Below are 24,183 nucleotides of genomic sequence, written 5' to 3'. Positions count from 1 at the left end.
CCCGCGTCAGCGGGGTTTGCGGGGCAGGCTCTTCAACGAGTCTGCCCCGCACTGCTATGCACAGCCGATCCGGCGAATATGCTGATCAGCATGACGAGTGAGCCGGAACTGCAGCGGGGCGTGGGGGAGTCGGATGGCTTCAGGCGCCTGTGGACGCCTCATCGGATGGCATACATCCAGGGCGAGAACAAGCCCACCGGGCCCGCACCGGACGACGGTTGCCCGTTCTGCTCGATCCCCGCGCTCAGCGACGAGGACGGGCTGATCATCGCCCGGGGCGGTTCGGTCTTCGCGGTGCTCAACCTCTACCCGTACAACGGCGGCCACCTGATGGTCGTCCCGTACCGGCACGTGGCGGACTACACCGAGCTGGACGCGGCCGAGACCGCCGAGCTGGGCGACTACACCAAGCGGGCCATGACGGCGCTGCGCGCCGCCTCCGGTGCGCACGGGTTCAACATCGGGATGAACCAGGGCGCCGCCGCCGGGGCCGGGATCGCCGCGCACCTGCACCAGCACGTGGTGCCGCGCTGGGGCGGGGACACCAACTTCATGCCGGTGGTGGGGCACACCAAGGTGCTGCCCCAACTGCTGGCCGACACCCGGAAGATGCTCGCCGAGGCGTGGCCGCAGAGCTGACCGCACGGCAGGGCTGACGACACGACAGTGGGGCCGCACCGACCGGTGCGGCCCCACTTTTCCGCCCGGCCGGGGTCAGCCCGCGTCGTAGTTGTCGGCCTTGAACGGGCGGACGCCCTGCATCTCGGACCTGAGGATGCCGATCCGGTTGCTGAACCGGTCGACGTTGACGTCGTGCTCGGCCAGGAACTCCACCGTGGCGGCCATCACGGCGTTCACCACCGGGGTGGCGCTGAACAGCACGTCGTCCGACTTGAACCGGCTGGTCCAGGTCCGGTCGGCCCAGGAGCCGCGGAGCGAGAACGGCTCGGGCAGTGCGACCCCGCCGCCCAGCCAGCCGAGCAGGGTGGGGAACTTGTGGAACGGCGCGCGCAGGGCCTGCCGGACCACGTCGTCGTTGTTCACCAGCGGGAGGACGACGGTGCGCTCCTCCCAGAACTTGCCGGTCTTCGGGACCTTGATCTCCTTGGGCTTCGGCTTGGCACCGAACAGCCCGTGCAGCGGGCCGAGCGCGTGACCGGAGACCGAGACCCGCAGGATGTTGCCCATCACGGTCACGCCTATCAGCACGGTGGAGACCAACTGGCCCTTGTGGAGCACCAGTTGCACCGAGGTGCGGTGCCGGCTGTCGGTGCCCAGGGTCTGCCGGTTGGCGATCGTCTGGAGCGCGAAGTCACGCATCCGGTAGCCGTCCATGTCCGCCCCGGACGGCCGGCCGATCTCGTCCGCACCCTCCGGGATGTCCACCACCAGCCACTGCTGGACCGCCATGTGCGGCATCCCGCCGCCCGACACCTCGCTCTGGCCGAGCGTGCCCAGCCGGCCGCTGATGCTGCGGGCGAGGTCCCACGGGTGGAAGGCCCGGAAGTCCACCTGGCCCTCGGCCGGGCGGAGCTCCTCCACCACCTGCCAGTCGCCCCAGCGCAGCCCCGCACCGAGCAGGCCCTTCGAGCCCGCGTAGTGGTGGACGTTGGTCTCCTGCTCGACCGTCAGCCGCTCCAGCGAGGCGCGCAGCTCGGCCGCCTTCTTGTCCAGGTCGTCCTTGGGCACCGCCTTGGGCACGGTGGCCGCCAGCGCACTGCCCGCCACCAGCCCGCCCCAGCGCTCGCGCAGCTCGATGGTGAACCGCAGGCAGATCCGCTTGGCCACGAACCAGCCGATCACCGGCGCCAGCGTCATCACCCGGAAGTACAGCCCGAACACGCCGCCCACCGGCGGCCGGAGCGCGAGCAGCGCCGCCAGCCCGACCGCGAGCAGCACCAGCACGGCGTTGTAGAAGCCCTCCCGGCCGGGGGAGGTCTTCTTGAAGTAGGCGCGGCCGTAGAACACCGCGAGCCAGATCAGCGTGCCGGGCAGGAAGAGCACGCCGGTGAGCATGGTGACCACCATCAGCTCGCGGTCGCGGGCGTCCCGCAGCTCCTGCGCGGCCAGGCAGTGCTCGACCACCATCCGGGTGTCGGTGCCGAACGAGGGCACCAGCGGATTCCGCCCCTTGCCGATGGTGCGGTCGAGCACGGCCCGGCTGAACGCCTCGCCCGTGCTGGGCCGGAACAGCTTGAAGAACTTGCCCTCTTTGAGCTTCACGCCTTCGAGCGCGGTGAGCGCCTCGACCTCGGTGTCCCGGTAGGCCGCCGAGGAGAGCAGCTGCGTGACCGCGGTCTGCGGCCCGACGTCCGTACGGGGTATCTGCGCGCCCGGGGTCATGTCGAGCTTGGTCACGGCGGCCTCCCCTCCTCCCCTTGTGTTCAGCGGCAGGTTATCGTGCGACCGGTACGCCGCGCGGATGATCGTCTGAACAGCCGTCACTTCCGGTACACGGTGGTCGCGGAGGGATGGTGCCCAGTTTCGGACGCCTTCGACCCTGCGGGCGGGGCGGCACCGTCACGGGCGGGACCGATGGTGCAGGATCGGGGTATGAGCGAGGGACGTACGACCGATCCGGTACTGGTCTTCGACGGGGACTGCGCGTTCTGCAGCAGCTGCGTGCAGTTCGCCGAGCGCTACCTGCGCGCGAGCCTCTCCTCGGCGGACTGGACGGGGGTGCCGTTCCAGTTCGCCGACCTGGCGGAGCTGGACGCCCGCGCGGGCGGCACCGGCCTGATCTCCCGGGAGCGGGCCGAGCAGGAGGTGCTCTGGCTGACCCCCCGGGGGGACGTCTACGGCGGGGCGCAGGCGGTGGCGCGGCTGCTGATGCGGAGCGGCGGCGCCTGGGCCTACCTCGGTGCGCTGCTCACCCTCGCACCGGTCCGGCCGCTGGCCGCACTCGGCTACCGCTGGGTCGCCCGCAACCGCCACCGCCTCCCGGGCGGCACCCCGGCGTGCTCGCTGCCGCGACGCTGACTTCTCGGTACACGGTGCACCCCCAGGGGCTCGGGGAACTGCGACGCCGGCCCCTGCCAGGTGATCCGTCCGTACCTGGTCGGGCACCTTCGCAGTGACCCGCACGCCAGATCTCCTCGCCGTTCCCCGAGCCCCTGGACCGTAGACCCGGAGCATCTGCAAAGGGCTACTGGTACTGCGCCGCAAGGGCAGCCGGCATGGGTGCGTGGCGTACGTAGCTGCGGGAGAAGGTGCCCGTGCCGTGGGAGAGCGAGCGGAGGTCCACGGGGTAGTGGGCCAGCTCCAGTTCGGGGACCTCGGCTCGGAGCAGGCTGAGGCCCGGGCCGCCCGGCTCGGTGCCGAGGACGTGGCCGCGACGGGCCGAGAGGTCGTTGAGGACCGCGCCCTGGTACTCGTCGGGCAGGACCACCCGGACCTCGTCGACCGGTTCCAGCAGCCGGACGGTGCCGTTGTCGGCCGCCTCCCGGAGGGCGAGTGCGGCGGCGGTCTGGAAGGCGGTGTCGGAGGAGTCGACCGAGTGGGCCTTGCCGTCGGTGAGGGTGACCCGGACGTCGACCACGGGGTAGCCGGCCAGCACGCCCTTGGCCAGCTGGGTGCGGACGCCCTTCTCGACCGAGGGGACGAAGTTCCGCGGCACCGCGCCGCCCACCACCTTGTCGACGAACTCGAAGCCGCCACCCGGCAGCGGCTCCACCGTCAGGTCGCAGATCGCGAACTGGCCGTGCCCGCCGGACTGCTTGACGTGCCGCCCGTGCCCGGTCCCGGGGCCGGCGAAGGTCTCGCGCAGGGCGACCCGGTACGGGACGGTGTCCACGTGCACGCCGTAGCGGGTGCGCAGGCGGTCCAGCACCACCGCCTGGTGGGCCTCGCCGGTGCACCACAGGACCAGCTGGTGGGTGTCGGGGTTCTGTTCGACCCGCAGGGCCGGGTCCTGGGCGGTCAGCCGGGCCAGGCTCTGGGCGAGCCGGTCCTCGTCGGCCTTGCTGTGCGCCTCGACGGCGGTCGGCAGCAGGGGTTCGGGCTGGGGCCAGCGGTCGAGCTCGGTGCCGTCGGTGCCGAGGGTGTCACCGGTGCGGGCGTGGCCGAGCTTGGCCAGGCAGACCAGGTCGCCGGGCAGGGCCTGCGGGACCGGGCGCTGGTGGTGGCCGAACGGGCTGGTGATCGCGGTGACCCGTTCGTCGCCGAGGACGGTGTCGGGCCGCAGGGTGCCGGTGAACACCCGGACCAGGCTGAGCCGCCCGACGTACTGGTCCTCGCCGGTGTGCACGACCTGGGCGACCACGGGGGAGTCCGGGTCGGGGGACGGCAGCCCGTCGGTGCGGTCCGACGGGCTGGGGAAGGCGTCCACGATCAGGTCGAGGAGCTCGGCGGCGCCGAGCGGGGCGGCGGTGCAGACCAGCGGGTGGACGGTGTTCTGGCCGAGTTCGCGGCGCAGCGCGGCGGTCAGGGCGGCGGGGTCGAGCTCCTCGCCGGCCGCCCAGCGCTCCAGCAGGGCGTCGTCCTCGCCCGCGATGGCCTCCACCAGGGCGCCCCGGGCGGCCGGGTCGGGCGGCGGGGCGTCGGCGTAGGTGCGGCCGGTCAGCAGGTCCAGCGAGCCGGTGAGGCGGCCGTCCCGGAAGGCGGGCAGGCAGAGCGGCAGGACGGTGTCCGGGTGCCCCTCGCCGAACGCCTCCTGACAGGCCGTCACGGCCTCGGCCTGGTGCACGTGGGTGAGCGCGATCGCGGTGGGCAGCCCGGCGGCCCGGCACTCGCGCCAGAGGGCGAGCACGGTGGGCCCGACCGGTTCGGCGGCCGAGACGACCAGGACGGCGGCCTCGGCGGCCCGCATCCCGGCCCGGCGTTCGCCCGCGAAGTCGGCGTAGCCGGGGGTGTCCAGCAGGTTGATCTTGCAGTCCCGCCAGGCCAGCGGGAGCAGGGCGAGCCGGACGGAGCGCTGCTGCCGGTGCTCGACCGCCTCGTGGTCGGAGACGGTGGTCCCGTCCGGGACGTTCCCGGATCGGCCGATCGCTCCGGACGTGTGGGCGAGGGCCTCGGCCAGGGTGGTCTTGCCGGACCCGGCGGTGCCGATCAGGACCACGTTGCGCAGGTGGCCGGGGTCGGCGACGGGTGACGGCGGTGGGGCGGTCCGGTCCGGCATGGCGCACCTCCGTGACGCTGGGTGTCCCCTCGACTGCCCTGGGTGGCGGCCGGTCGGGCCGGGGGACCGGCTCGCGGGCGTGGGGCGGCGGAGCGTGCGAGCGGCGTGGATACCATTGTCCAGCCGGGCGGGCCGATCCGCTCGGCCGCCCGCCACCCGCTGGGTGGGGGCGGGTTCCGTGAGATCGGGGCGGTCCGGAAGGCCATGCTCAACAAGTACGCACGTGCCTTCTTCACACGTGTCCTGACGCCGTTCGCCGCGCTCCTGCTCCGTTGGGGTGTGAGTCCGGACGCGGTGACGCTGATCGGGACAGCCGGGTCGGTCGCGGGTGCGCTGGTGTTCTTCCCGCGCGGGGAGTTCTTCTGGGGCACCATCACGATCACCCTCTTCATCTTCTCCGACCTGGTGGACGGCAACATGGCCCGCCAGGCCGGCACGTCCAGCCGCTGGGGCGCCTTCCTGGACTCCACGCTGGACCGGGTCGCCGACGCGGCGATCTTCGGCGGCCTGGCCCTCTGGTACGCGGGCCGGGGCGACAACGAACTGCTCTGCGCGGTGGCGGTCTGCTGCCTGGCCAGTGGCCAGGTGGTCTCGTACACCAAGGCGCGGGGCGAGAGCCTGGGCTTCCCGGTGAACGTCTCCGGGGTGGTCGAGCGGGCCGAGCGGCTGGTGCTCACGCTGGTCGCGGCCGGGGTGGCCGGGCTGCACGGGTTCGGCGTGCCGTACGTCGAGTGGCTGCTGCCGGTGGCGCTCTGGCTGGTCGCGGTGGGCAGTCTGGTGACGGTCGGGCAGCGGATGCTGACGGTCCGTCGGGAGTCCAGGGAAGCCGAGGCGGCAGCGTGAAGGACCGTTTGATCGACGGGGCGTACGCGCTGGGCTGGGCGGCGCTCAGGCACCTGCCCGAGCCGGCGGCGCGCGGGCTGTTCAACCAGCTCGCGGACCACACCTGGCGCCGTCGGGGCAAGGGCGTGCTCCGGCTGGAGGCCAACCTGCGCCGGGTCCGCCCAGACCTGGACGAGGCCGGGCTGCGCGCGCTGTCCCGGGCCGGGATGCGGTCCTACCTGCGGTACTGGAAGGAGTCCTTCCGGCTCCAGACCCTGAGCACGGCCGAACTGGCCGAGCAGTGCCAGGTCAAGGGCGTGGAGCAGCTGGAGGAGGCGCTCGGCAGCGGCCGGGGCGCCGTCGTCGCGCTGCCGCACATGGGCAACTGGGACCTGGCCGGCGCCTGGGTGGCCAGTGCCGCCGGGCACCCGTTCACCACGGTCGCCGAGCGGCTGAAGCCGGAGTCGCTGTTCGACCGGTTCGTGGCGTACCGGGAGAGCCTGGGCATGGAGGTGCTGCCGCTGACGGGCGGTCAGGTCTCGGTGATCGGGACGCTGGCCCGCCGGCTGCGGGCCGGGAAGCTGGTCTGCCTGGTGGGGGACCGGGACCTCTCGGAGGCCGGTCTGCCGGTGGACTTCTTCGGCGAGCGGACCAGGATGCCGGCCGGTCCGGCCGCGCTGGCGCTGCGCACCGGGGCGGCGCTGTTCCCGGTCACGCTCTGGTACGACGGTCCGGTGATGCGGGCGGTGATCCACCCCGAGGTGCGGCCGCCCGCCGAGGGCGACCAGCGAGAGCAGACCCTGGCGATGACCCAGGCGATGGCCGACATCTGGGCGGACGGCATCCGGGAGCACCCGGAGGACTGGCACATGCTGCAGCGGTTCTGGCTGGCCGACCTGGAGGGGACCCGATGAAGATCGGCATTGTCTGCCCGTACGACTGGGACGTGCCCGGTGGGGTGCAGTTCCACATCCGCGACCTGGCCGAGCACCTGATCGCGCTCGGGCACCAGGTGTCCGTGCTGGCACCGGCCGAGGACGAGTCGGCGCTGCCGCCGTACGTGGTCTCGGCCGGCCGCGCGGTGGCCGTGCCGTACAACGGCTCGGTGGCCCGGCTGAGCTTCGGCATCCTGTCGGCGGCCCGGGTCCGACGCTGGCTGAACGACGGTCAGTTCGACATCCTGCACGTGCACGAGCCGGCCTCGCCGAGCCTGTCGATGCTGGCCGCCTGGGCGGCGTCCGGCCCGATGGTCGGCACCTTCCACACCTCCAACCCGCGGTCCCGGGCGATGATCGCGGCCTCGCCGATCCTGCAGCCGGGCCTGGAGAAGATAAGCGCCCGGATCGCGGTCAGCGAGTACGCCCGCCGCACCCTGGTCGAGCACCTGGGCGGCGACGCGGTGGTGATCCCGAACGGGGTGGACGTCCGGTTCTTCGCGGACGCCGAACCGGACGAGCGCTGGCAGGGCGGGGCGGCCGACGGCGGTCCCGGCACGATCGGCTTCATCGGCCGGATCAACGAGCCGCGCAAGGGCCTGCCCACCCTGCTCGCCGCGCTGCCCGCGATCGTGGCCGCCCGGCCCGGCGTGCGGCTGCTGGTCGCGGGCAAGGGCGACGAGGAGGAGGCGGTGGCCGGCCTCGCCCCCGAGGTGCGCGAGCGGGTCGAGTTCCTCGGCATGGTGACCGACCAGGAGAAGGCCCGGCTGCTGCGCAGCGTCGACCTGTACGTGGCACCGAACACCGGGGGCGAGAGCTTCGGCATCATCCTGGTCGAGGCGATGTCGGCGGGCGCACCGGTGCTGGCCAGCGACCTGGACGCGTTCAAGCAGGTGCTGGACGGCGGCGACGCGGGCGAGCTGTTCCCGGTCGAGGACGCCGGGGCGCTGGCCGAGGCGGCGGTCCGGCTGCTGGCGGACCCCAAGCGGCTGACCGAGCTGCGGGAGGCCGCGTCGCGGCACGTCCGCCGGTTCGACTGGTCCACCGTGGGGGCGGAGATCCTCTCGGTGTACGAGACGGTGACGGACGGCATGCCGCCGGTCGCCGAGGACGTCCGGGGCGGCTGGCGCGAACGCCTCGGCCTCGCCCGGGACTAGTCCCAGTGCTCAGCTTTTGGCAGGTCCCGAGGTTGCACTGTCCAGGGGCTCGGGGAACGGCGACGGTTCGTGGCTGGTGGGCATCACTGCGAAAGTGCCTGACCACTGACGCGACGATCACCTTGCAAGGGTCGGCGTCGCAGTTCCCCTAGCCCCTGGTGGCTGATGCCCGGCGCGCAGCGTTCCCCGAGCCCTGACTTCCGAAGCGTGTGCCCAGATGGAGGATGTTGTGCCGCAGATACTTGTCGACTATTCGGCCGAGCTCGAGTTCGACCGGGCGGGCTTCGCCAAGGAGTTGCACCCGATGATCGCCGAGGTGATCGACACCGAGGTGGCGGCCTGCAAGACGGTGTTCCGGCCGGCCGTGGAGTACGTGCTCGGTGACGGGGCGTCGGGTGAGGCGTTCGTGCTGGTGGAGATCAAGATCCTGGCGGGCCGGAGCGCCGAGCAGCGGGCCGAGCTGACCCGGCGGGCACTGGGGCTGCTGGAGCGGTACGTGTCGGTGCCGCTGGCGTACGGGGTCGAGGTCACCGAGCTGGACCGGGCGACGTACCGCTTCGGGCACCTCGCGGCGCGGTAGCGTACCGCTCCGTGACTACCTGGATCTGGGCCGCGGCCGCGGTCGTGCTGTTCGCCGTGTACCTCAGTTGGACGGCGGGGCGGCTCGACCGGCTGCACGCCCGGATCGACGCCGCGAAGGCGTCGCTGGACGCGCAGTTGGTGCGGCGGTCGGCGGTGGCGCTGGAGCTGGCGACCTCCTCGCAGCTGGACCCGGCGACCTCGATCCTGCTCTACGAGGCGTCCCATGCCGCCCGGCAGGCGGAGGACGACCACCGGGAGGTGGCCGAGAGCGAGCTGAGCCTGGCGCTGCGCGCCGTGTTCGCGGAGCCGGCCCAGTTGGCGGCGCTGGTCGCGGTGCCGGGGGGCGAGGAGATGGTGAAGGAGATGACCGCGGCCGTCCGGCGGGTGCCGATGGCGCGGCGGTTCCACAACGACGCGGTGCGGGCGGCCCGGGCGGTGCGGGAGCACCGGCTGGTGCGGTACTTCCGGCTGGCCGGGCGGGCGCCGTTCCCGCTGGCGTTCGAGATGGACGACGAGCCGCCGCTCGCGCTCACCCCGCACGGTGCGTCCGGCTGAGACCGGCCTGGACCCATTTCGAGTGAAATCGGTGGCTGTTCAGCCTCTTTGTCGTAACCCGTAGGACCTTCTGGCCTGGATGGTGCGTGGTTCGTGTCGGGTTCGGGCCTACGATAGGGCGATAGCACTGGTTCATCTTCGAGTGAGGTCTCACGTGTCCACCACCCCCATCACCGCTGACCAGCCGCAGATCGGCACCGCCCGCGTGAAGCGCGGAATGGCCGAGCAGCTCAAGGGCGGTGTGATCATGGACGTGGTCAACGCCGAGCAGGCGAAGATCGCCGAGGACGCCGGTGCGGTGGCCGTCATGGCCCTGGAGCGGGTGCCCGCCGACATCCGCAAGGACGGCGGCGTGGCCCGGATGTCCGACCCGAACATGATCGAGGAGATCATCGCCGCGGTCTCCATCCCGGTCATGGCCAAGTCCCGGATCGGCCACTTCGTCGAGGCCCAGGTCCTGCAGTCGCTCGGCGTCGACTACATCGACGAGTCCGAGGTGCTGACCCCGGCCGACGAGGTCAACCACTCGGACAAGTTCGCCTTCACCACCCCGTTCGTCTGCGGCGCCACCAACCTCGGTGAGGCGCTGCGCCGGATCGCCGAGGGTGCGGCCATGATCCGCTCCAAGGGCGAGGCCGGCACCGGCAACGTGGTCGAGGCGGTCCGCCACCTGCGCCAGATCAAGAACGAGATCGCCCGCCTGCGCGGCTACGACAACAACGAGCTGTACGCGGCCGCCAAGGAGCTGCGCGCTCCGTACGAGCTGGTCAAGGAGGTCGCCGAGCTCGGCAAGCTCCCGGTGGTGCTGTTCTCCGCCGGTGGCGTGGCCACCCCGGCCGACGCGGCGCTGATGCGCCAGCTGGGTGCCGAGGGCGTCTTCGTCGGCTCGGGCATCTTCAAGTCGGGTGACCCGGCCAAGCGTGCCGCCGCGATCGTGAAGGCCACCACCTTCTACGACGACCCGAAGATCATCGCGGACGCGTCGCGCAACCTGGGCGAGGCCATGGTCGGCATCAACTGCGACACCCTCCCCGAGAGCGAGCGGTACGCCAACCGCGGTTGGTAGTTCCCTGGGTCGGCCCGCCGCGCAGCCTTGATCGCGCGGCGGGCCGCCGCACGTCCGACGCAACAACGTGAATGAGGTAGTGACCGTGAGTACCCCCGTCATCGGCGTGCTGGCTCTCCAGGGCGACGTCCGTGAGCACCTGATCGCGCTGGCCGCGGCCGACGCGATCGCCCGCGAGGTGCGGCGGCCCGAGGAGCTGGCCGACGTCGACGCGCTGGTGATCCCCGGCGGGGAGTCCACCACGATGTCGAAGCTGGCCCTCCTGTTCGGCCTGATGGAGCCCATCCGCGAGCGGGTCCGGGCCGGGATGCCGGTCTACGGCACCTGCGCGGGCATGATCATGCTGGCCGACAAGATCCTGGACGGCCGGGACGACCAGGAGACGGTCGGCGGCATCGACATGACGGTCCGCCGGAACGCCTTCGGCCGGCAGAACGAGTCGTTCGAGTCCGGCATCGCCTTCGACGGCCTCGGCGAGCAGCCGGTGCACGGCGTCTTCATCCGCGCCCCCTGGGTCGAGGAGGTCGGCGCCGGGGTCCAGGTGCTGGCCGAGCTGCCCGCGGCCGACGGTCCGGACAGCCGGATCGTGGCGGTCCGTCAGGGCAACCTGCTGGCCACCTCGTTCCACCCCGAGCTGACCGGTGACCACCGGGTGCACGAGTACTTCGTACGCATGGTCGAGAGTGCCGGTCGCTGAAGCGGCGCGCGGCACCGGTAAGATCCCTTCTGTTCATTTCCCTTTGGCGACGAAAAGGAGCTGGTGATGTCCGGCCACTCTAAATGGGCTACCACCAAGCACAAGAAGGCCGCGATCGACGCCAAGCGCGGCAAGCTCTTCGCCAAGATGATCAAGAACATCGAGGTGGCGGCCCGCACCGGCGGCAGCGACCCGGCCGGTAACCCGACGCTCTACGACGCCATCCAGAAGGCGAAGAAGAGCTCGGTCCCGATCGACAACATCAACCGCGCCGTCAAGCGCGGCGACGGTGCCGAGGCCGGCGGGGCCGACTACTCGACCATCATGTACGAGGGCTACGGCCCGAACGGCGTGGCGGTCCTGATCGAGTGCCTCACCGACAACCGCAACCGCGCGGCCTCCGACGTCCGGGTCGCGATGACCCGCAACGGCGGCAACATGGCCGACCCGGGTTCGGTCTCGTACCTGTTCAACCGCAAGGGCGTCGTGATCGTCCCGAAGGCGGACGGGGTCGACGAGGACAAGGTCTTCGAGGTCGTCCTCGAGGTCGGTGCCGAGGAGGTCAACGACCTCGGTGACTCGTTCGAGGTGATCAGCGCGGCCACCGACATGGTCGCGGTGCGCACCGCGCTGGTGGACGCCGGGATCGACTACGACTCGGCCGACGCCAACTTCGTGGCCGACCTGCAGGTGCCGCTGGACGTCGACGGCGCCCGCAAGATCTTCAAGCTGATCGACGCGCTGGAGGACAGCGACGACGTGCAGAACGTCTTCGCCAACTTCTCCATCAGCGACGAGGTCGGTGCCGAGCTCGACGCCGAGTAACTCGGCCGCCCCTCCGGCCCGGTGGTCCCTCGCGGACCACCGGGCCGGTGTCGTTCGTCCGGTTGTCCGACCCGGACGGTAGCCTTCGCAGGTCGGACGACAGAGATGGGTTCACAGGTGCGGGTGCTGGGAGTTGACCCTGGGCTGACCAGGTGCGGTGTCGGCGTGGTGGAGGGCACCCCGGGCCGGCCGCTCACCATGCTCGGGGTCGGCGTGATCCGCACCCCCGCCGAGGCGGAGATCGGGCAGCGGCTGCTGCTGATCGAGCAGGGCCTGGAGCGGTGGTTCGACACCCATCAGCCCGAACTCGTCGCGGTGGAGCGGGTGTTCGCCCAGCACAACGTCAGCACCGTGATGGGCACCGCGCAGGCCAGCGCGGTCGCGATGCTCTGCGCCACCCGGCGCGGCATCCCGGTCACCCTGCACACCCCCAGCGAGGTCAAGGCCGCCGTCTCCGGCAACGGCCGGGCCGACAAGGCCCAGGTCACCGCGATGGTCACCCGACTGCTGCGGCTGGCCGAGCCGCCCAAGCCCGCCGACGCCGCCGACGCGCTGGCGCTGGCGATCTGTCACATCTGGCGGGGCACGGCGCACAACCGGATCGCCGCCGCCGTCGCGGGCCAGGCCGCGAGCAAGCCAGCGAGCAACCCCAGGATCAGGGAGTACCGCCGATGATCGCCTTCGTCCAGGGCCCGGTCGCCGCCCTCACCCCCGGCAGCGCCGTGGTCGAGGTCGGCGGGGTCGGCATGCTGGTGAAGTGCACCCCGCGCACACTGGCCGCGCTGCGGATCGGCGAGCCCACCCGGCTGACCACCGCACTGATCGTCAAGGAGGACTCGCTCACCCTGTACGGCTTCGCCGACGAGGACGAGCGGGCCACCTTCGACGTGCTGCTCACCGCCAGCGGGGTGGCCGCCACCATGGCGCTGGGCATGCTGGCCACCTTCACCCCGGACGAGCTGCGCCGGATCGTCGCCCAGGGCGACGCCAAGTCGCTCACCGCGGTGCCCAGGATCGGCCCCAAGCTGGCCCAGAAGCTGCTGCTGGAGTACAAGGACAAGCTCGGCGCCCCGCACGGCAGCGTCCCCGCCCAGAAGCCGGTCGCCGCAGGTCCGGCCCCCTGGAGCGAGCAGCTGCACGCCGCCCTGGTCGGCCTCGGCTACGCCCCGCGCGAGGCGGACGAGGCGGTCACCGCCGTCACGCCGGAGGCCGAGGCGCAGAGCCGCACCGACGTCGGCGCCCTGCTCAAGGCCGCGCTGCGCACCCTCAACCGCACCCGCTGATGGACCTTCAGGAGCCCGCCCCGATGAGCCCGTACGACTCCGACCCCGCCGACCGCCTGGTGACGGCAGCCGCCGACGGCGAGGACCAGGCGGTCGAGGCGGCGCTCCGCCCCAAGGTGCTCGACGAGTTCATCGGGCAGGAGCGGGTCCGGGAGCAGCTCTCGCTGGTGCTGCAGGCGGCCCGCAAGCGCGGCACCACACCGGACCACGTACTGCTCAGCGGCCCGCCTGGGCTCGGCAAGACCACCCTGTCGATGATCATCGCGGCCGAGCTGGGCGCCCCGATCCGGATCACCTCCGGCCCGGCGATCCAGCACGCCGGCGACCTCGCGGCGATCCTCTCCTCGCTGACCGAGGGCGAGGTGCTGTTCCTGGACGAGATCCATCGGATGTCCCGCCCGGCCGAGGAGATGCTCTACCTGGCGATGGAGGACTTCCGGGTCGACGTGATCGTCGGCAAGGGGCCCGGCGCCACCGCGATCCCGCTCGAGCTGCCGCCGTTCACCCTGGTCGGCGCGACCACCAGGGCCGGGCTGCTGCCGCCCCCGCTGCGCGACCGGTTCGGCTTCACCGGGCACATGGAGTTCTACGCGCCGAGCGAGCTGGAGCGGGTGGTGCACCGCTCGGCCGCCCTGCTGGACGTACAGATCGACACCGCCGGCGCCGCCGAGATCGCCGGCCGCTCGCGCGGCACGCCCCGGATCGCCAACCGACTGCTGCGCCGGGTCCGGGACTTCGCGCAGGTCAGGCACGACGGCGTGGTGGACCGGGAGATCGCCGCCCAGGCGCTGGCGGTCTACGAGGTGGACGCCCGCGGTCTGGACCGGCTCGACCGCGCGGTGCTCGACGCGCTGCTCCGGCTGTTCGGCGGCGGCCCGGTCGGCCTGTCCACGCTCGCCGTCGCGGTGGGGGAGGAGGCCGAGACGGTGGAGGAGGTGGCCGAGCCGTTCCTGGTCCGGGAGGGCCTGCTGGCCCGGACCCCGCGTGGCCGGATCGCGACCGCCGCCGCCTGGCAGCACCTCGGGATGGTGCCGCCGCCGCAGTCGCCGCGCGGTGCGGTGCCCGGCCAGCCCGAGCTGTTCGGTGGCCCCGGCGCCTGACGGTCCCTCGGGGCCGGGTTTCGGCCAGGGCCCGTCGGCAAACAGTGCGGTCCGAAGGTCGCCACCAACGGCGGCAGGATGACATGCTTGGCGTTGTCCGATCAGGGCGGGTCGCTTAGACTCCGCCGGACCGCCCCTCTCGACCTGATGGGGCCGACCAATCACCACAGGCCGCCCGTTCGGGTGGCCCGTAAGGACTCTGGCTGCTGTGTCTAACCTCATCATCCTGCTCGTGCCGCTGCTCCTGCTCTTCATGCTGTTCCGCTCCAACAAGAAGCGCCAGGAGCAGGCCAAGGAGCTGCGCTCCGCGCTCGAGCCCGGTTCGGGCGTCCGCACCATCGGCGGCATGTACGCCCTGGTGAAGTCGGTGAACGAGGAGACCGTCGAGCTGGAGGTGGCACCGGGCACCGTCGTGCACTACACCAAGGGCGCGATCGCCGCGGTGCTGGACCGCGAGGAGTACGACGCGATCATCAACGGCCGTCCCGCCGAGGACGAGCCGGCGGAGACCGTCGACGAGGCCGACGAGAAGCCGCTCAGCTTCGACAAGAAGGACGAGTCGGGCACCGACGGTACCGACGACGAGGCCCCGCAGAGCAAGTAGTACGGTCGGGCACACCCTCGACCGCGCGGCCGCCGGCCGCGCGTTCACAGGACCTCACGGGCCGTCAGGCCACCTTCCCCCTATCCGCCACCTACCGGACAGGGTCCGGTGACCGGCGCCATGGACAGGGAGAAACGAGCAAGGTGGCAACACCCAAGTCGCGCCCGCGCGACGGTTACCCGGGGCGGGCGCTGGCCTTCATCCTGGTGATCACCGTCGGTCTGGTCGCCCTCATGTTCGGGACGGGCCACACCACGCCACGTCTCGGGATCGACCTCGCGGGCGGCACCAGCATCACGCTGACCGCCAAGTCGGACAACCCCGCCGCGATCAACAAGACCAACATGGACACCGCGGTCAACATCCTGCAGAAGCGGGTGAACGCGTTCGGCGTCTCCGAGGCCGAGGTCCAGACGCAGGGGTCCAACACGATCATCGTCAACATCCCGAACAAGGATGGCGACAATGAGCAGGCGATCAAGGACATCGGCCAGACCGCGAAGCTCTACTTCCGCCCGGTGCTGGCGCTCGCGCCCACCGGCGCCCTGCCCAACGTGCCGGCGGCCACGCCGAGCGCCGGGGCGAGCCCCTCGGCCAGCCCGAGCACCGGTGCCTCCGCCGCGCCGCCGGCTCCGAGCGCCTCGGCCACGGCCGGCCGCGCCGTCACCGACGGCCTGAAGGCGGACCCGACCGCCTCGGCCACCCCGAGCACCGCGCCGTCCGCCGCCCCGTCGGCGCCGTCCGCCGCCGAGCTGTCGGCCGCGCTCACCCAGGGCACCGTCCCGCCGGAGCTGCAGCAGCAGTACACCGCACTGGACTGCTCGGTCCAGGGCCAGCGGCTGGACTACCAGACCGACCCGACCAAGAACACGGTCGCCTGCAGCTTCGACGCCGAGAAGGGTGTCTGGTACAAGTTCGCGCTCGGCCCGGTGGCCGGCGAGGGCAAGAACATCGACAAGGCGATGGCCTCCTTCGACACCCAGCAGGGTGCCGGCTGGCAGGTCCAGCTCCAGTTCAACGACGCCGGCTCCAAGGCGTTCGCCGCCTCCACCGGCCAGCTCGCCACCCAGCCCAGCCCGACCAACCAGTTCGCGATCGTGCTCGACGGCAAGGTGGTCTCCCACCCGTCCGTCAGCCAGTCGATCAGCGGCAGCGCGGTCATCACCGGCAGCTTCACCCAGACCGAGGCCAAGGCGCTCGCCAACGTGCTGAGCTTCGGCGCCCTGCCGCTCACCTTCGAGATGAGCGACGTCACCACGGTCTCCCCGCAGCTCGGTGGTGACCAGCTGAAGGCCGGTCTGGTGGCCGGCGGGATCGGCATGATCCTGGTGGTGCTCTACTCGCTGGTCTACTACCGCGGCCTCGGCCTGGTGTCGATCGCGGGTCTGGTGGTCTCCGCCGCGCTGACCTACGCGATCATGTCGCTGCTCGGCGCCGGCATCGGCTTCGCGCTCAACCTGCCGGCCGTCTGCGGTGCGATCGTCGCGATCGGCATCACCGCGGACTCCTTCATCGTGTACTTCGAGCGGATCCGCGACGAGGTCCGCGACGGCGCCCCGCTGCGCCCGGCCGTCCAGCGCGCCTGGCCCCGGGCCCGGCGCACCATCCTGGTCTCGGACTTCGTCTCGTTCCTCTGTGCCGCGGTGCTCTACCTGGTCTCGGTCGGCAAGGTGCAGGGCTTCGCCTTCACCCTCGGCCTGACCACCGCGCTCGACGTCGTGGTGATCTTCTTCTTCACCAAGCCGCTGATCACCCTGCTGGCGCGGACGAAGTTCTTCGCCGAGGGCAACAAGTGGTCCGGCCTGGACCCGAAGCGCCTCGGTGCCCGTCCTCCGGTGCGCGGTCGTCGCCGCACCTCCGCCACCGCCGCGAAGGAGGTCTGACGCGATGTCGCGGTTCAGCAACCTCGGTCACCGTCTCTACCAGGGTGAGGTCAGCTTCGACTTCGTCGGTCGGCGCAAGCTCTGGTACAGCATCTCCGCCCTGATCGTGCTGATCGCCGGCATCGGTCTGGCGTTCGGCCTCAAGCTCGGCATCGAGTTCGAGGGCGGCTCGGTCTACACCCTCACCAAGCCCGGTCTGACGGTCAGTCAGGCCAAGGCGGCGGCGGACGACATCCTCAAGGACACCAGCGCGCTGGTGCAGTCCAACGACAAGGGTGCGATCAAGATCCAGGTCAGCGCCGAGGAGCAGCTGCCGGCCAGCACCTTCATCGCCGAGCTCTCCAAGGACCTGAGCATCCCGGCGAACGACATCAACGCCCAGGTGGTCGGCCCCAGCTGGGGCGAGGAGATCTCCAAGAAGGCACTGCTCGGCCTGGTCATCTTCATGGTGCTGGTCACCGTCTACATGGCCATCGCGTTCGAGTGGCGGATGGCGATCGCCGCCCTGGTGGCACTGATCCACGACCTCCTGATCACCATCGGCGTCTACGCCCTGGTCGGCATCGAGGTCACCCCCGGTACGGTGATCGGCTTCCTGACCATCCTCGGGTACTCGCTCTACGACACGGTGGTCGTCTTCGACACCGTGAAGGAGAACGCCAAGGGCATCACCCGGCAGAACAAGCGCACCTTCAGCGAGGCCGCGAACGCGGGCCTCAACCAGACCCTGGTGCGCTCGATCAACACCACCGTGGTGGCGCTGCTCCCGGTCGCCGCCCTGCTCTTCATCGGTGGCGGTCTGCTCGGCGCGGGCACCCTGAACGACATCTCGCTCGCCCTCTTCATCGGCCTCGCGGCCGGTGCCTACTCCTCGATCTGCGTGGCCACTCCGCTGTACGCGCAGCTCAAGGAGCTGCAGCCGGAGATGAAGACGCTGGCCAAGAAGGTCGCGGCCCGCCGGGCCTCGGACGCCAAGGCCGAGGCCGACCGGATCGCCGCCGGCGAGCCCGACCCGGCCCAGGAGGGCGAGGGCGACGAGGGCGCTGCGGGTATCGTCGGTAGCCGCAACCAGCCGGTCAGCCGGTCCCGTACCAAGGGCCGCCCGTCCGGCAAGCACTGACCGGACTGACCGAAGGACCCCCGTGACCTCTCCCGACCCCGTCCTGGCCGCGCTGCTCAACAGCCGGATCAGGGACGTACCGGACTACCCCAAGCCCGGCGTGCTGTTCAAGGACATCGCGCCGCTGCTGGCCGACGCCGGGGCCTTCGCGGCCCTCACCCGGGCGCTGGCCGACCGGGCCAGGGCGCTCGGTGCGACCAAGGTGGTCGGTCTGGAGGCACGGGGGTTCGTGCTGGCCGCCCCGGCGGCCTACGCGGCCGGGCTCGGCTTCGTGCCGATCCGCAAGCAGGGCAAGCTGCCCGGCGCGGTGCACGAGCAGTCCTACGACCTGGAGTACGGCTCGGCCACCCTGGAGGTGCAGTGCGACGCCTTCGTGCCGGGTGAGCGGGTGCTGGTGGTCGACGACGTGCTGGCCACCGGCGGCACCATCGGGGCCTCGCTGGACCTGGTCCGCCGGGCCGGTGCCGAGCTGGCCGGGGTGGTCGTGCTGATGGAGCTCGGCTTCCTGGACGGCCGCGAGCGGCTCACCCCGCACCTGGGCGACGCGCCGCTGGAGACCCTGGTCACCGTCTGAACCTGCGTGACGCACGAGGCACGGGCATCCTGAGGATGCCCGTGCCTCGGCGTTTACCCGGGCTCGGTACCATGAAGAATCATCCGTTCCCCTTCTCGTGCGAGGGGAAGGCACCGCGCCACGAGGAGTGTCCTTGCCCGACGAGGTTGTGCCCACGGCCAAGGCCGCCGCCCCCGACAGCCGGCCCACGCCCTCGGGGGCCACCCCGGTACGGCCGACACCGCCCCCCGCGGTGGTCAAGCCCTCCGCCACCGGCGGCATGCGGGCCCGGCTGGCCCGACTCGGCGGCCAGCGCAGCACCCTGCTCAACCCGGTGCTCGAACCGCTCTTCCGGACCATCAGGGCCCAGGACCCGAAGGCCGACCCGGCCCTGCTGCGCGACATCGAGCGCGCCTACGCGGTGGCCGAGAAGTGGCACCGCGGCCAGAAGCGCAAGAGCGGCGACCCGTACATCACCCACCCGCTCGCGGTGGCCACCATCCTGGCCGAACTCGGCATGGACGCCGCCACCCTGATGGCGGGTCTGCTGCACGACACCGTCGAGGACACCGACTACGGCCTGGAGACCCTGCGCAAGGACTTCGGCGACTCGGTGGCCCTGCTGGTCGACGGCGTGACCAAACTCGACCGGGTGAAGTTCGGCGAGGCCGCGCAGGCCGAGACGGTCCGCAAGATGGTGGTCGCGATGGCCAAGGACCCCCGGGTCCTGGTGATCAAGCTGGCCGACCGGCTCCACAACATGCGCACCATGCGGTACCTCAAGCGGGAGAAGCAGGAGAAGAAGGCCCGCGAGACGCTGGAGATCTACGCCCCGCTGGCGCACCGGCTGGGCATGAACACCATCAAGTGGGAGCTGGAGGACCTCGCCTTCGCGATCCTCTACCCCAAGATGTACGACGAGATCGTCCGGCTGGTGGCCGAGCGGGCGCCGAAGCGGGACGAGTACCTGGCCACCGTGATCGACCAGGTCCAGGGTGACCTGCGAGGGGCCAGGATCACCGCCCAGGTGACCGGCCGGCCGAAGCACTACTACTCGGTCTACCAGAAGATGATCGTGCGAGGTCGCGACTTCGCCGAGATCTACGACCTGGTCGGCATCCGGGTCCTGGTCGACACCGTCCGCGACTGTTACGCGGCGCTGGGCACCATCCACGCGCGGTGGAACCCGGTGCCGGGGCGGTTCAAGGACTACATCGCGATGCCCAAGTTCAACATGTACCAGTCGCTGCACACCACGGTGATCGGCCCCGGTGGCAAGCCGGTCGAGCTGCAGATCCGCACCTTCGACATGCACCGGCGCGCGGAGTACGGCATCGCCGCGCACTGGAAGTACAAGCAGCGCGCGGTGGCCGGCGCCTCCAAGGTCCGCACCGACACCCCGTCGCAGGTCCGCAAGGACGACAAGGCCGGCGCGGTCAACGAGATGGCCTGGCTGCGGCAGCTGCTGGACTGGCAGAAGGAGACCGAGGACCCGAGCGAGTTCCTGGAGTCGCTGCGCTTCGACCTCTCCAACAACGAGGTCTTCGTGTTCACCCCCAAGGGTGACGTGATAGCGCTGCCGGCCGGGGCCACCCCGGTGGACTTCGCCTTCGCGGTGCACACCGAGGTCGGGTACCGCTGCATAGGAGCACGGGTCAACGGCCGCCTGGTGCCGCTGGAGTCGACGCTGGAGAACGGCGACGCGGTGGAGGTGTTCACCTCCAAGGCGGAGAACGCCGGCCCGTCCCGGGACTGGCTGGGCTTCGTCAAGTCGCCCCGGGCCCGGAACAAGATCAAGGCGTGGTTCTCCAAGGAGCGCCGCGAGGAGGCGATCGAGCAGGGCAAGGAGGCGATCGCCCGGGCGATGCGCAAGCAGGGTCTGCCGATCCAGCGCATCCTCACCGGCGACTCGCTGGTCACGCTCGCGCACGAGATGCGCTACCCGGACATCTCGTCGCTGTACGCGGCGATCGGCGAGGGTCACGTCGCGGCGCAGAACATCGTCCAGAAGCTGGTCCAGGCGCTCGGCGGCGAGGACGGCGCGACCGACGACCTGGCCGAGACGGCGACCCCGACGACCCATCAGAACCGGGCCACCAGGCGCCGGGCGAAGGGCGACCCGGGCATCATCGTCAAGGGCGTGGACGACGTCTGGGTCAAGCTCTCGCGCTGCTGCACCCCGGTGCCGGGCGACCCGATCGTCGGCTTCGTGACCCGGGGCAACGGCGTCTCGGTGCACCGGGCGGACTGCGTCAACGTCGAGTCGCTGACCCAGCAGCCCGAGCGGATGATCGAGGTCGAGTGGGCGGCCACCCAGTCCTCGGTCTTCCTGGTGGCGATCCAGGTCGAGGCGCTGGACCGGTCCCGACTGCTCTCGGACGTCACCCGGGTGCTCTCCGACCAGCACGTCAACATCCTGTCGGCGGCGGTGCAGACCTCCAGGGACCGGGTGGCGATGAGCCGCTTCACCTTCGAGATGGGCGACCCGAAGCACCTCGGGCACGTGCTCAAGGCGGTCCGCGGCGTCGAGGGCGTGTACGACGTCTACCGGGTCACCTCGGCCCGCAAGTAGCCGGGTACCCGAAAGGGCCCCCACCGCCGGAAGGCGGTGGGGGCCCTTTCGTGAGTCAGGGCGGCGGATCAGCCGCTGAACTCCTGCAGGCTCTTCAGGGCCTGGTCGAGCAGGACCTGACGGCCCGCCAGCTCGTTCTCCAGCTTGGCCACCTTGCTCGCGTTGCCGGCCGCACGGGCCTTGTCCAGCTCGCCCTGGAGCTTGTCCACGGCGGACTGCAGCAGGCTGGTCATACCGGTGGCGCGGGCCCGGGCCTCCGGGTTGGAGCGCTGCCACTCGGCCTCCTCGGCCTCGCGGATCGCCCGCTCGACCGCGTTCAGCCGGGCGTCCAGCTTCGGCTTGGCGTCGCGCGGGACGTGGCCGACGGCCTCCCAGCGCTCGTTGACCCCGCGCAGCGCGGCCTTGGCGGCCTTCAGCTCGGTGATCGGCAGGATCGCCTCGGCCTCGAGCAGCAGGGCCTCCTTGAGCTTCTGGTTCTCGCCCTGCTCGGCGTCCCGCTCGCTGAAGGTGGCCGACCGGGCCTGGAAGAAGACGTCCTGCGCGCTCCGGAACCGGGCCCACAGCTCCTCCTCCGCGTCCCGCTGGGCGCGGCCCGCAGCCTTCCAACTGGTCATCAGATCCCGGTAGGCGGCGGCGGTGTCACCCCACTCGGTGGAGCTGGAGAGCGCCTCGGCCTGGGCGACCAGCTTCTCCTTGACCGCGCGGGCCTGCTCGCGCTCGGAGTCCAGGGTGGCGAAGTGCGCCTTGCGGTGCTTGGAGAAGACCGAGCGGGCGTGCGAGAAGCGGTGCCACAGCTCGTCGTCGCTCTTCCGGTCCAGTCGGGGCAGACCCTTCCAGATGTCCACCAGCGCGCGCAGCCGGTCCCCGGCCTCCCGCCACTGGGTGGACTCGGCGAGCTGCTCGGCCTCGGCGACCAGCTTGTCCTTGGCCTCGCGGGTCTCGTCCTGGGCCTTGGCCTTGGCGATCTTGCGCTCGTTCTGCCGGGTCTCGATCTCGCCGGTCAGGGTGTCCAGCCGCTTGGCGAGCGACTCCAGGTCGCCGACCGCGTGCGCCTCGACGACCTGCGCGCGCAGGTGGTCGAGCGCCGTCTGGGCGTCCTTGGTGCCGAGGTCGGTCTTCCGGACCCGGTGCTCCAGCAGGGCGATCTCGGCCGCCAGTCCCTGGTACTTGCGCTCGAAGTAGGCGAGGGCCTCCTCGGGGGAGCCCGCCTGCCAGGAGCCGACGGCGCGCTCGCCGTCGGCGGTCCTGACGTAGACGGTCCCCTGCTCGTCGACACGGCCCCACGGTTCGCTGCTCACAGCGCGCCTCCTCCACATGACGTCACGGCCCGCACGGGGCGTGTACGTCGTCCACAGTTGATGTGCGGCGGACCGATGGAGTCCGCCGTCCGAGCCGTCGATTCGTGCGCCGAGGGTGACGGCCGACGGTCAGGGCACCCTATACAACAAGCAAGATAGGCGACCAGCACCGGCGTTGTCCGTATCCGGGCCGGTCGGGTTCCGGCGTGGCCGGGCCCCGAGTGCTCGGGGCCCGGCCACCTGACCGGTCAACTCTTGGTGGCGGTAACCGAGTTGAGCACCACGTCGGCGTTCGGCGCACCGTCGCCGCCACCGCCCTTGACGCCGCCGCCGGCGATGTTGGTGAGGACGTCCAGCCCGCCGGTGATCTTCCCGAACGGGGTGTAGTTCGGGGGCAGCTGGGTGTCCTTGTAGACCAGGAAGAACTGGCTGCCGTTGGTGCCCGGGCCGGCGTTGGCCATCGCCACGGTGCCGGCCGGGTAGGTCGCGCCGGTCAGGTTCTCGTCGGCGAACTGGTAGCCGGGGCCGCCCGATCCGGTGCCGGTCGGGTCGCCGCACTGGAGCACGTAGATGCCCTCGGTGGTGAGGCGGTGGCACTTCACGTGGTCGAAGTACTGCTCGCTGGCCAGGTAGGTGAAGGAGTTGACGGTGTGCGGCGCCTTGGCGGCGTCCAGCGTGACGGTCACCTCGCCGCAGCTGGTGGCCAGCTTCGCGGTGTAGGCGGCCTTGGTGTCGATCGCCAGCGGGGGCTCGGTCTTCCACTGCTTGGCGTTCGGCGCACCGGCGGCCGGCGTCTCGCAGCCCTTGGCCGGGGTGACCGCGGCGGGCGGCGTCGGCGCGGCCTGCGCGTTCTTGTCCTTGGCCTTGGAGTCGGAGTCGAAGACCCCGCCGGCCCAGGCGCCGCCTGCGGCGATCACCACGACGGCGAGGGCGCCGCCGACGATCGCGTTGCGCCGCTTGGCCTTCTTCTGGGCCTCGACCCGACGCTCCATCTGCCGCTCGTACTTGTCGCGGGCGAGCTGACGTCGACGCTGTTCGCTGGTGACCACCGGCCGTGTCTCCTGAAAGATGGGGGAGTTCTTCGGGATGCTGATGCGGATCATCGCATCCGCAGGCGGCCAAGTGTAGGGACCCCGTCCGTAAGTACGAGATCAGCTGCGCTGGTCGGAGGTCACGATTGGGCCGGTCGGGGCAGAGTCGACTCGCTGGTAACCGGTTAGGAACCGGCGCCCCGCCGCCGGTAGGCTGGCCCGAAGCCATAGCGTTAAGCAACCGATCGATACCCGATTGAGAGGAATCACGTTGTTCGTCGCCGGATTTCCCGCCGGGGCCTGGGGCACCAACTGCTACCTGGTCGCGCCGGCAGCCGGCGAGGAGTGCGTGATCGTCGACCCCGGGCACGAGGCGACGCAGGGGGTCGAGGACCTGATCCGGGAGCACCGGCTCAAGCCGGTCGCCGTCCTGCTGACGCACGGGCACATCGACCACATCGCCTCGGTGGTGCCGGTCTGCGGTGCGCAGGGCGTCCCGGCCTGGATCCACCCCGACGACCGCTACATGATGAGCGATCCGGCCCGCGGCCTGGGCCGCGCGATCGGGCAGCAGATCATGGGCTCGATCACGGTCGGCGAGCCGGACGACGTGCGGGAGCTGACCGACGGCGCGGTGCTCGAACTGGCCGGTCTCCGGCTGACGGTCGATCATGCGCCCGGCCATACCAAGGGGTCGGTGACCTTCCGGACGCCTTCGCAGAGCGACATCCCACCGGTGTTGTTCTCGGGCGACCTGCTGTTCGCCGGCTCGGTAGGGCGTACCGACCTCCCGGGCGGAGACAGCGAGGCAATCATGCGCTCGCTGGCCCGGGTCTGCCTGCCCCTCGACGACGCCACCGTGGTCCTCTCCGGCCACGGCGGCCAGACCACCATCGGCCGTGAGCGCGCCACCAACCCCTACCTCCAGCAGGCGGCGGGAGCGCTCGGCGCCCCGGCCCTCCCGCGACGAGGAATGTGACGGAT

23 protein-coding genes are annotated in these 24,183 nt (G+C 71.3%); 19 read left to right on the top strand and 4 right to left on the bottom strand.

What is annotated here, in order from left to right:
* Positions 1 to 78: 78 nt before the first annotated feature.
* On the top strand, positions 79 to 639 hold the full coding sequence (locus ACIRPK_RS02040) for an HIT family protein (protein ID WP_403031591.1): 561 nt from the start codon (positions 79 to 81) through the stop codon (positions 637 to 639).
* A gap of 75 nt (positions 640 to 714) precedes the next feature.
* Here ACIRPK_RS02040 and ACIRPK_RS02035 read toward each other — a convergent pair whose 3' ends face one another.
* Positions 715 to 2,358: a hypothetical protein gene (locus ACIRPK_RS02035; RefSeq protein WP_403031588.1), complete on the bottom strand. Its 1,644-nt coding sequence runs from the start codon at positions 2,356 to 2,358 to the stop codon at positions 715 to 717.
* 195 nt (positions 2,359 to 2,553) lie between these two features.
* Between ACIRPK_RS02035 and ACIRPK_RS02030 the strand changes: the two genes are divergently transcribed.
* Positions 2,554 to 2,979: a thiol-disulfide oxidoreductase DCC family protein gene (locus ACIRPK_RS02030; protein ID WP_403031585.1), complete on the top strand. Its 426-nt coding sequence runs from the start codon at positions 2,554 to 2,556 to the stop codon at positions 2,977 to 2,979.
* 166 nt (positions 2,980 to 3,145) lie between these two features.
* On the opposite strand, the gene ACIRPK_RS02025 is transcribed toward ACIRPK_RS02030, so the two are convergent.
* Positions 3,146 to 5,116, bottom strand: coding sequence for an elongation factor G (locus ACIRPK_RS02025; RefSeq protein WP_403031582.1), 1,971 nt, complete (start codon positions 5,114 to 5,116; stop codon positions 3,146 to 3,148).
* Positions 5,117 to 5,320: 204 nt separating this feature from the next.
* On the opposite strand from ACIRPK_RS02025, the gene pgsA reads away from it, so the two are divergent.
* The 16 genes from pgsA to ACIRPK_RS01945 all read left to right on the top strand — a co-directional run bounded on the left by pgsA (position 5,321) and on the right by ACIRPK_RS01945 (position 20,870).
* The gene (gene pgsA / locus ACIRPK_RS02020; protein WP_403032703.1) at positions 5,321 to 5,959 is read left to right on the top strand and encodes a phosphatidylinositol phosphate synthase; all 639 of its coding nucleotides are present in this window, start codon (positions 5,321 to 5,323) and stop codon (positions 5,957 to 5,959) included.
* Complete coding sequence (locus tag ACIRPK_RS02015; protein ID WP_403031580.1) at positions 5,956 to 6,852, top strand: phosphatidylinositol mannoside acyltransferase; 897 nt, start codon at positions 5,956 to 5,958, stop codon at positions 6,850 to 6,852. The genes pgsA and ACIRPK_RS02015 overlap by 4 nt, the downstream gene beginning before the upstream one ends.
* A complete protein-coding gene (locus tag ACIRPK_RS02010; protein WP_403031577.1) occupies positions 6,849 to 8,030 on the top strand; it encodes a glycosyltransferase family 4 protein in 1,182 nt (393 codons plus the stop codon). Before ACIRPK_RS02015 ends, ACIRPK_RS02010 begins: the two co-directional genes overlap by 4 nt.
* Before the next feature lie 229 nt (positions 8,031 to 8,259).
* A complete protein-coding gene (locus ACIRPK_RS02005; protein ID WP_403031574.1) occupies positions 8,260 to 8,610 on the top strand; it encodes a 5-carboxymethyl-2-hydroxymuconate Delta-isomerase in 351 nt (116 codons plus the stop codon).
* 11 nt (positions 8,611 to 8,621) lie between these two features.
* A complete protein-coding gene (locus ACIRPK_RS02000; RefSeq protein WP_403031571.1) occupies positions 8,622 to 9,167 on the top strand; it encodes a hypothetical protein in 546 nt (181 codons plus the stop codon).
* 154 nt (positions 9,168 to 9,321) lie between these two features.
* Positions 9,322 to 10,233 (top strand): pyridoxal 5'-phosphate synthase lyase subunit PdxS, encoded by a 912-nt coding sequence (gene pdxS / locus ACIRPK_RS01995; protein WP_184911749.1) that lies wholly within the window; start codon positions 9,322 to 9,324, stop codon positions 10,231 to 10,233.
* An 85-nt stretch (positions 10,234 to 10,318) separates the two neighbouring features.
* Entirely contained in the window at positions 10,319 to 10,930 is a 612-nt protein-coding gene (gene pdxT / locus ACIRPK_RS01990; protein ID WP_403031569.1) for a pyridoxal 5'-phosphate synthase glutaminase subunit PdxT, read from the top strand.
* Between the two features lie 66 nt (positions 10,931 to 10,996).
* Entirely contained in the window at positions 10,997 to 11,755 is a 759-nt protein-coding gene (locus ACIRPK_RS01985) for a YebC/PmpR family DNA-binding transcriptional regulator (protein WP_403031566.1), read from the top strand.
* 117 nt (positions 11,756 to 11,872) lie between these two features.
* The gene (gene ruvC / locus ACIRPK_RS01980) at positions 11,873 to 12,430 is read left to right on the top strand and encodes a crossover junction endodeoxyribonuclease RuvC (RefSeq protein WP_403032700.1); all 558 of its coding nucleotides are present in this window, start codon (positions 11,873 to 11,875) and stop codon (positions 12,428 to 12,430) included.
* Entirely contained in the window at positions 12,427 to 13,038 is a 612-nt protein-coding gene (ruvA, locus tag ACIRPK_RS01975; RefSeq protein WP_403031563.1) for a Holliday junction branch migration protein RuvA, read from the top strand. Before ruvC ends, ruvA begins: the two co-directional genes overlap by 4 nt.
* Positions 13,039 to 13,061: 23 nt before the next feature.
* Complete coding sequence (gene ruvB / locus ACIRPK_RS01970) at positions 13,062 to 14,138, top strand: Holliday junction branch migration DNA helicase RuvB (protein ID WP_403031560.1); 1,077 nt, start codon at positions 13,062 to 13,064, stop codon at positions 14,136 to 14,138.
* A 208-nt stretch (positions 14,139 to 14,346) separates the two neighbouring features.
* Positions 14,347 to 14,742, top strand: a complete 396-nt coding sequence (yajC, locus tag ACIRPK_RS01965) for a preprotein translocase subunit YajC (protein WP_403031558.1) — start codon at positions 14,347 to 14,349, stop codon at positions 14,740 to 14,742.
* 143 nt (positions 14,743 to 14,885) lie between these two features.
* A complete protein-coding gene (gene secD, locus ACIRPK_RS01960; RefSeq protein WP_403031555.1) occupies positions 14,886 to 16,625 on the top strand; it encodes a protein translocase subunit SecD in 1,740 nt (579 codons plus the stop codon).
* A gap of 4 nt (positions 16,626 to 16,629) precedes the next feature.
* Positions 16,630 to 17,745, top strand: a complete 1,116-nt coding sequence (secF, locus tag ACIRPK_RS01955; protein WP_403031552.1) for a protein translocase subunit SecF — start codon at positions 16,630 to 16,632, stop codon at positions 17,743 to 17,745.
* 22 nt (positions 17,746 to 17,767) lie between these two features.
* On the top strand, positions 17,768 to 18,319 hold the full coding sequence (locus tag ACIRPK_RS01950) for an adenine phosphoribosyltransferase (RefSeq protein ID WP_403031550.1): 552 nt from the start codon (positions 17,768 to 17,770) through the stop codon (positions 18,317 to 18,319).
* Positions 18,320 to 18,452: 133 nt separating this feature from the next.
* On the top strand, positions 18,453 to 20,870 hold the full coding sequence (locus ACIRPK_RS01945; protein WP_403031549.1) for a RelA/SpoT family protein: 2,418 nt from the start codon (positions 18,453 to 18,455) through the stop codon (positions 20,868 to 20,870).
* A 68-nt stretch (positions 20,871 to 20,938) separates the two neighbouring features.
* On the opposite strand, the gene ACIRPK_RS01940 is transcribed toward ACIRPK_RS01945, so the two are convergent.
* Positions 20,939 to 22,168, bottom strand: coding sequence for a DUF349 domain-containing protein (locus ACIRPK_RS01940; protein ID WP_403031546.1), 1,230 nt, complete (start codon positions 22,166 to 22,168; stop codon positions 20,939 to 20,941).
* Between the two features lie 248 nt (positions 22,169 to 22,416).
* On the bottom strand, positions 22,417 to 23,217 hold the full coding sequence (locus ACIRPK_RS01935; RefSeq protein WP_403031543.1) for a peptidylprolyl isomerase: 801 nt from the start codon (positions 23,215 to 23,217) through the stop codon (positions 22,417 to 22,419).
* A gap of 253 nt (positions 23,218 to 23,470) precedes the next feature.
* Between ACIRPK_RS01935 and ACIRPK_RS01930 the strand changes: the two genes are divergently transcribed.
* Complete coding sequence (locus ACIRPK_RS01930) at positions 23,471 to 24,178, top strand: MBL fold metallo-hydrolase (RefSeq protein ID WP_403031540.1); 708 nt, start codon at positions 23,471 to 23,473, stop codon at positions 24,176 to 24,178.
* The last annotated feature ends 5 nt before the right edge of the window (positions 24,179 to 24,183 follow it).

This window comes from Kitasatospora sp. NPDC101801 (assembly GCF_044766665.1).
GTDB lineage: Bacteria > Actinomycetota > Actinomycetes > Streptomycetales > Streptomycetaceae > Kitasatospora.
This window is presented reverse-complemented; position numbering and strand designations above follow the sequence as displayed.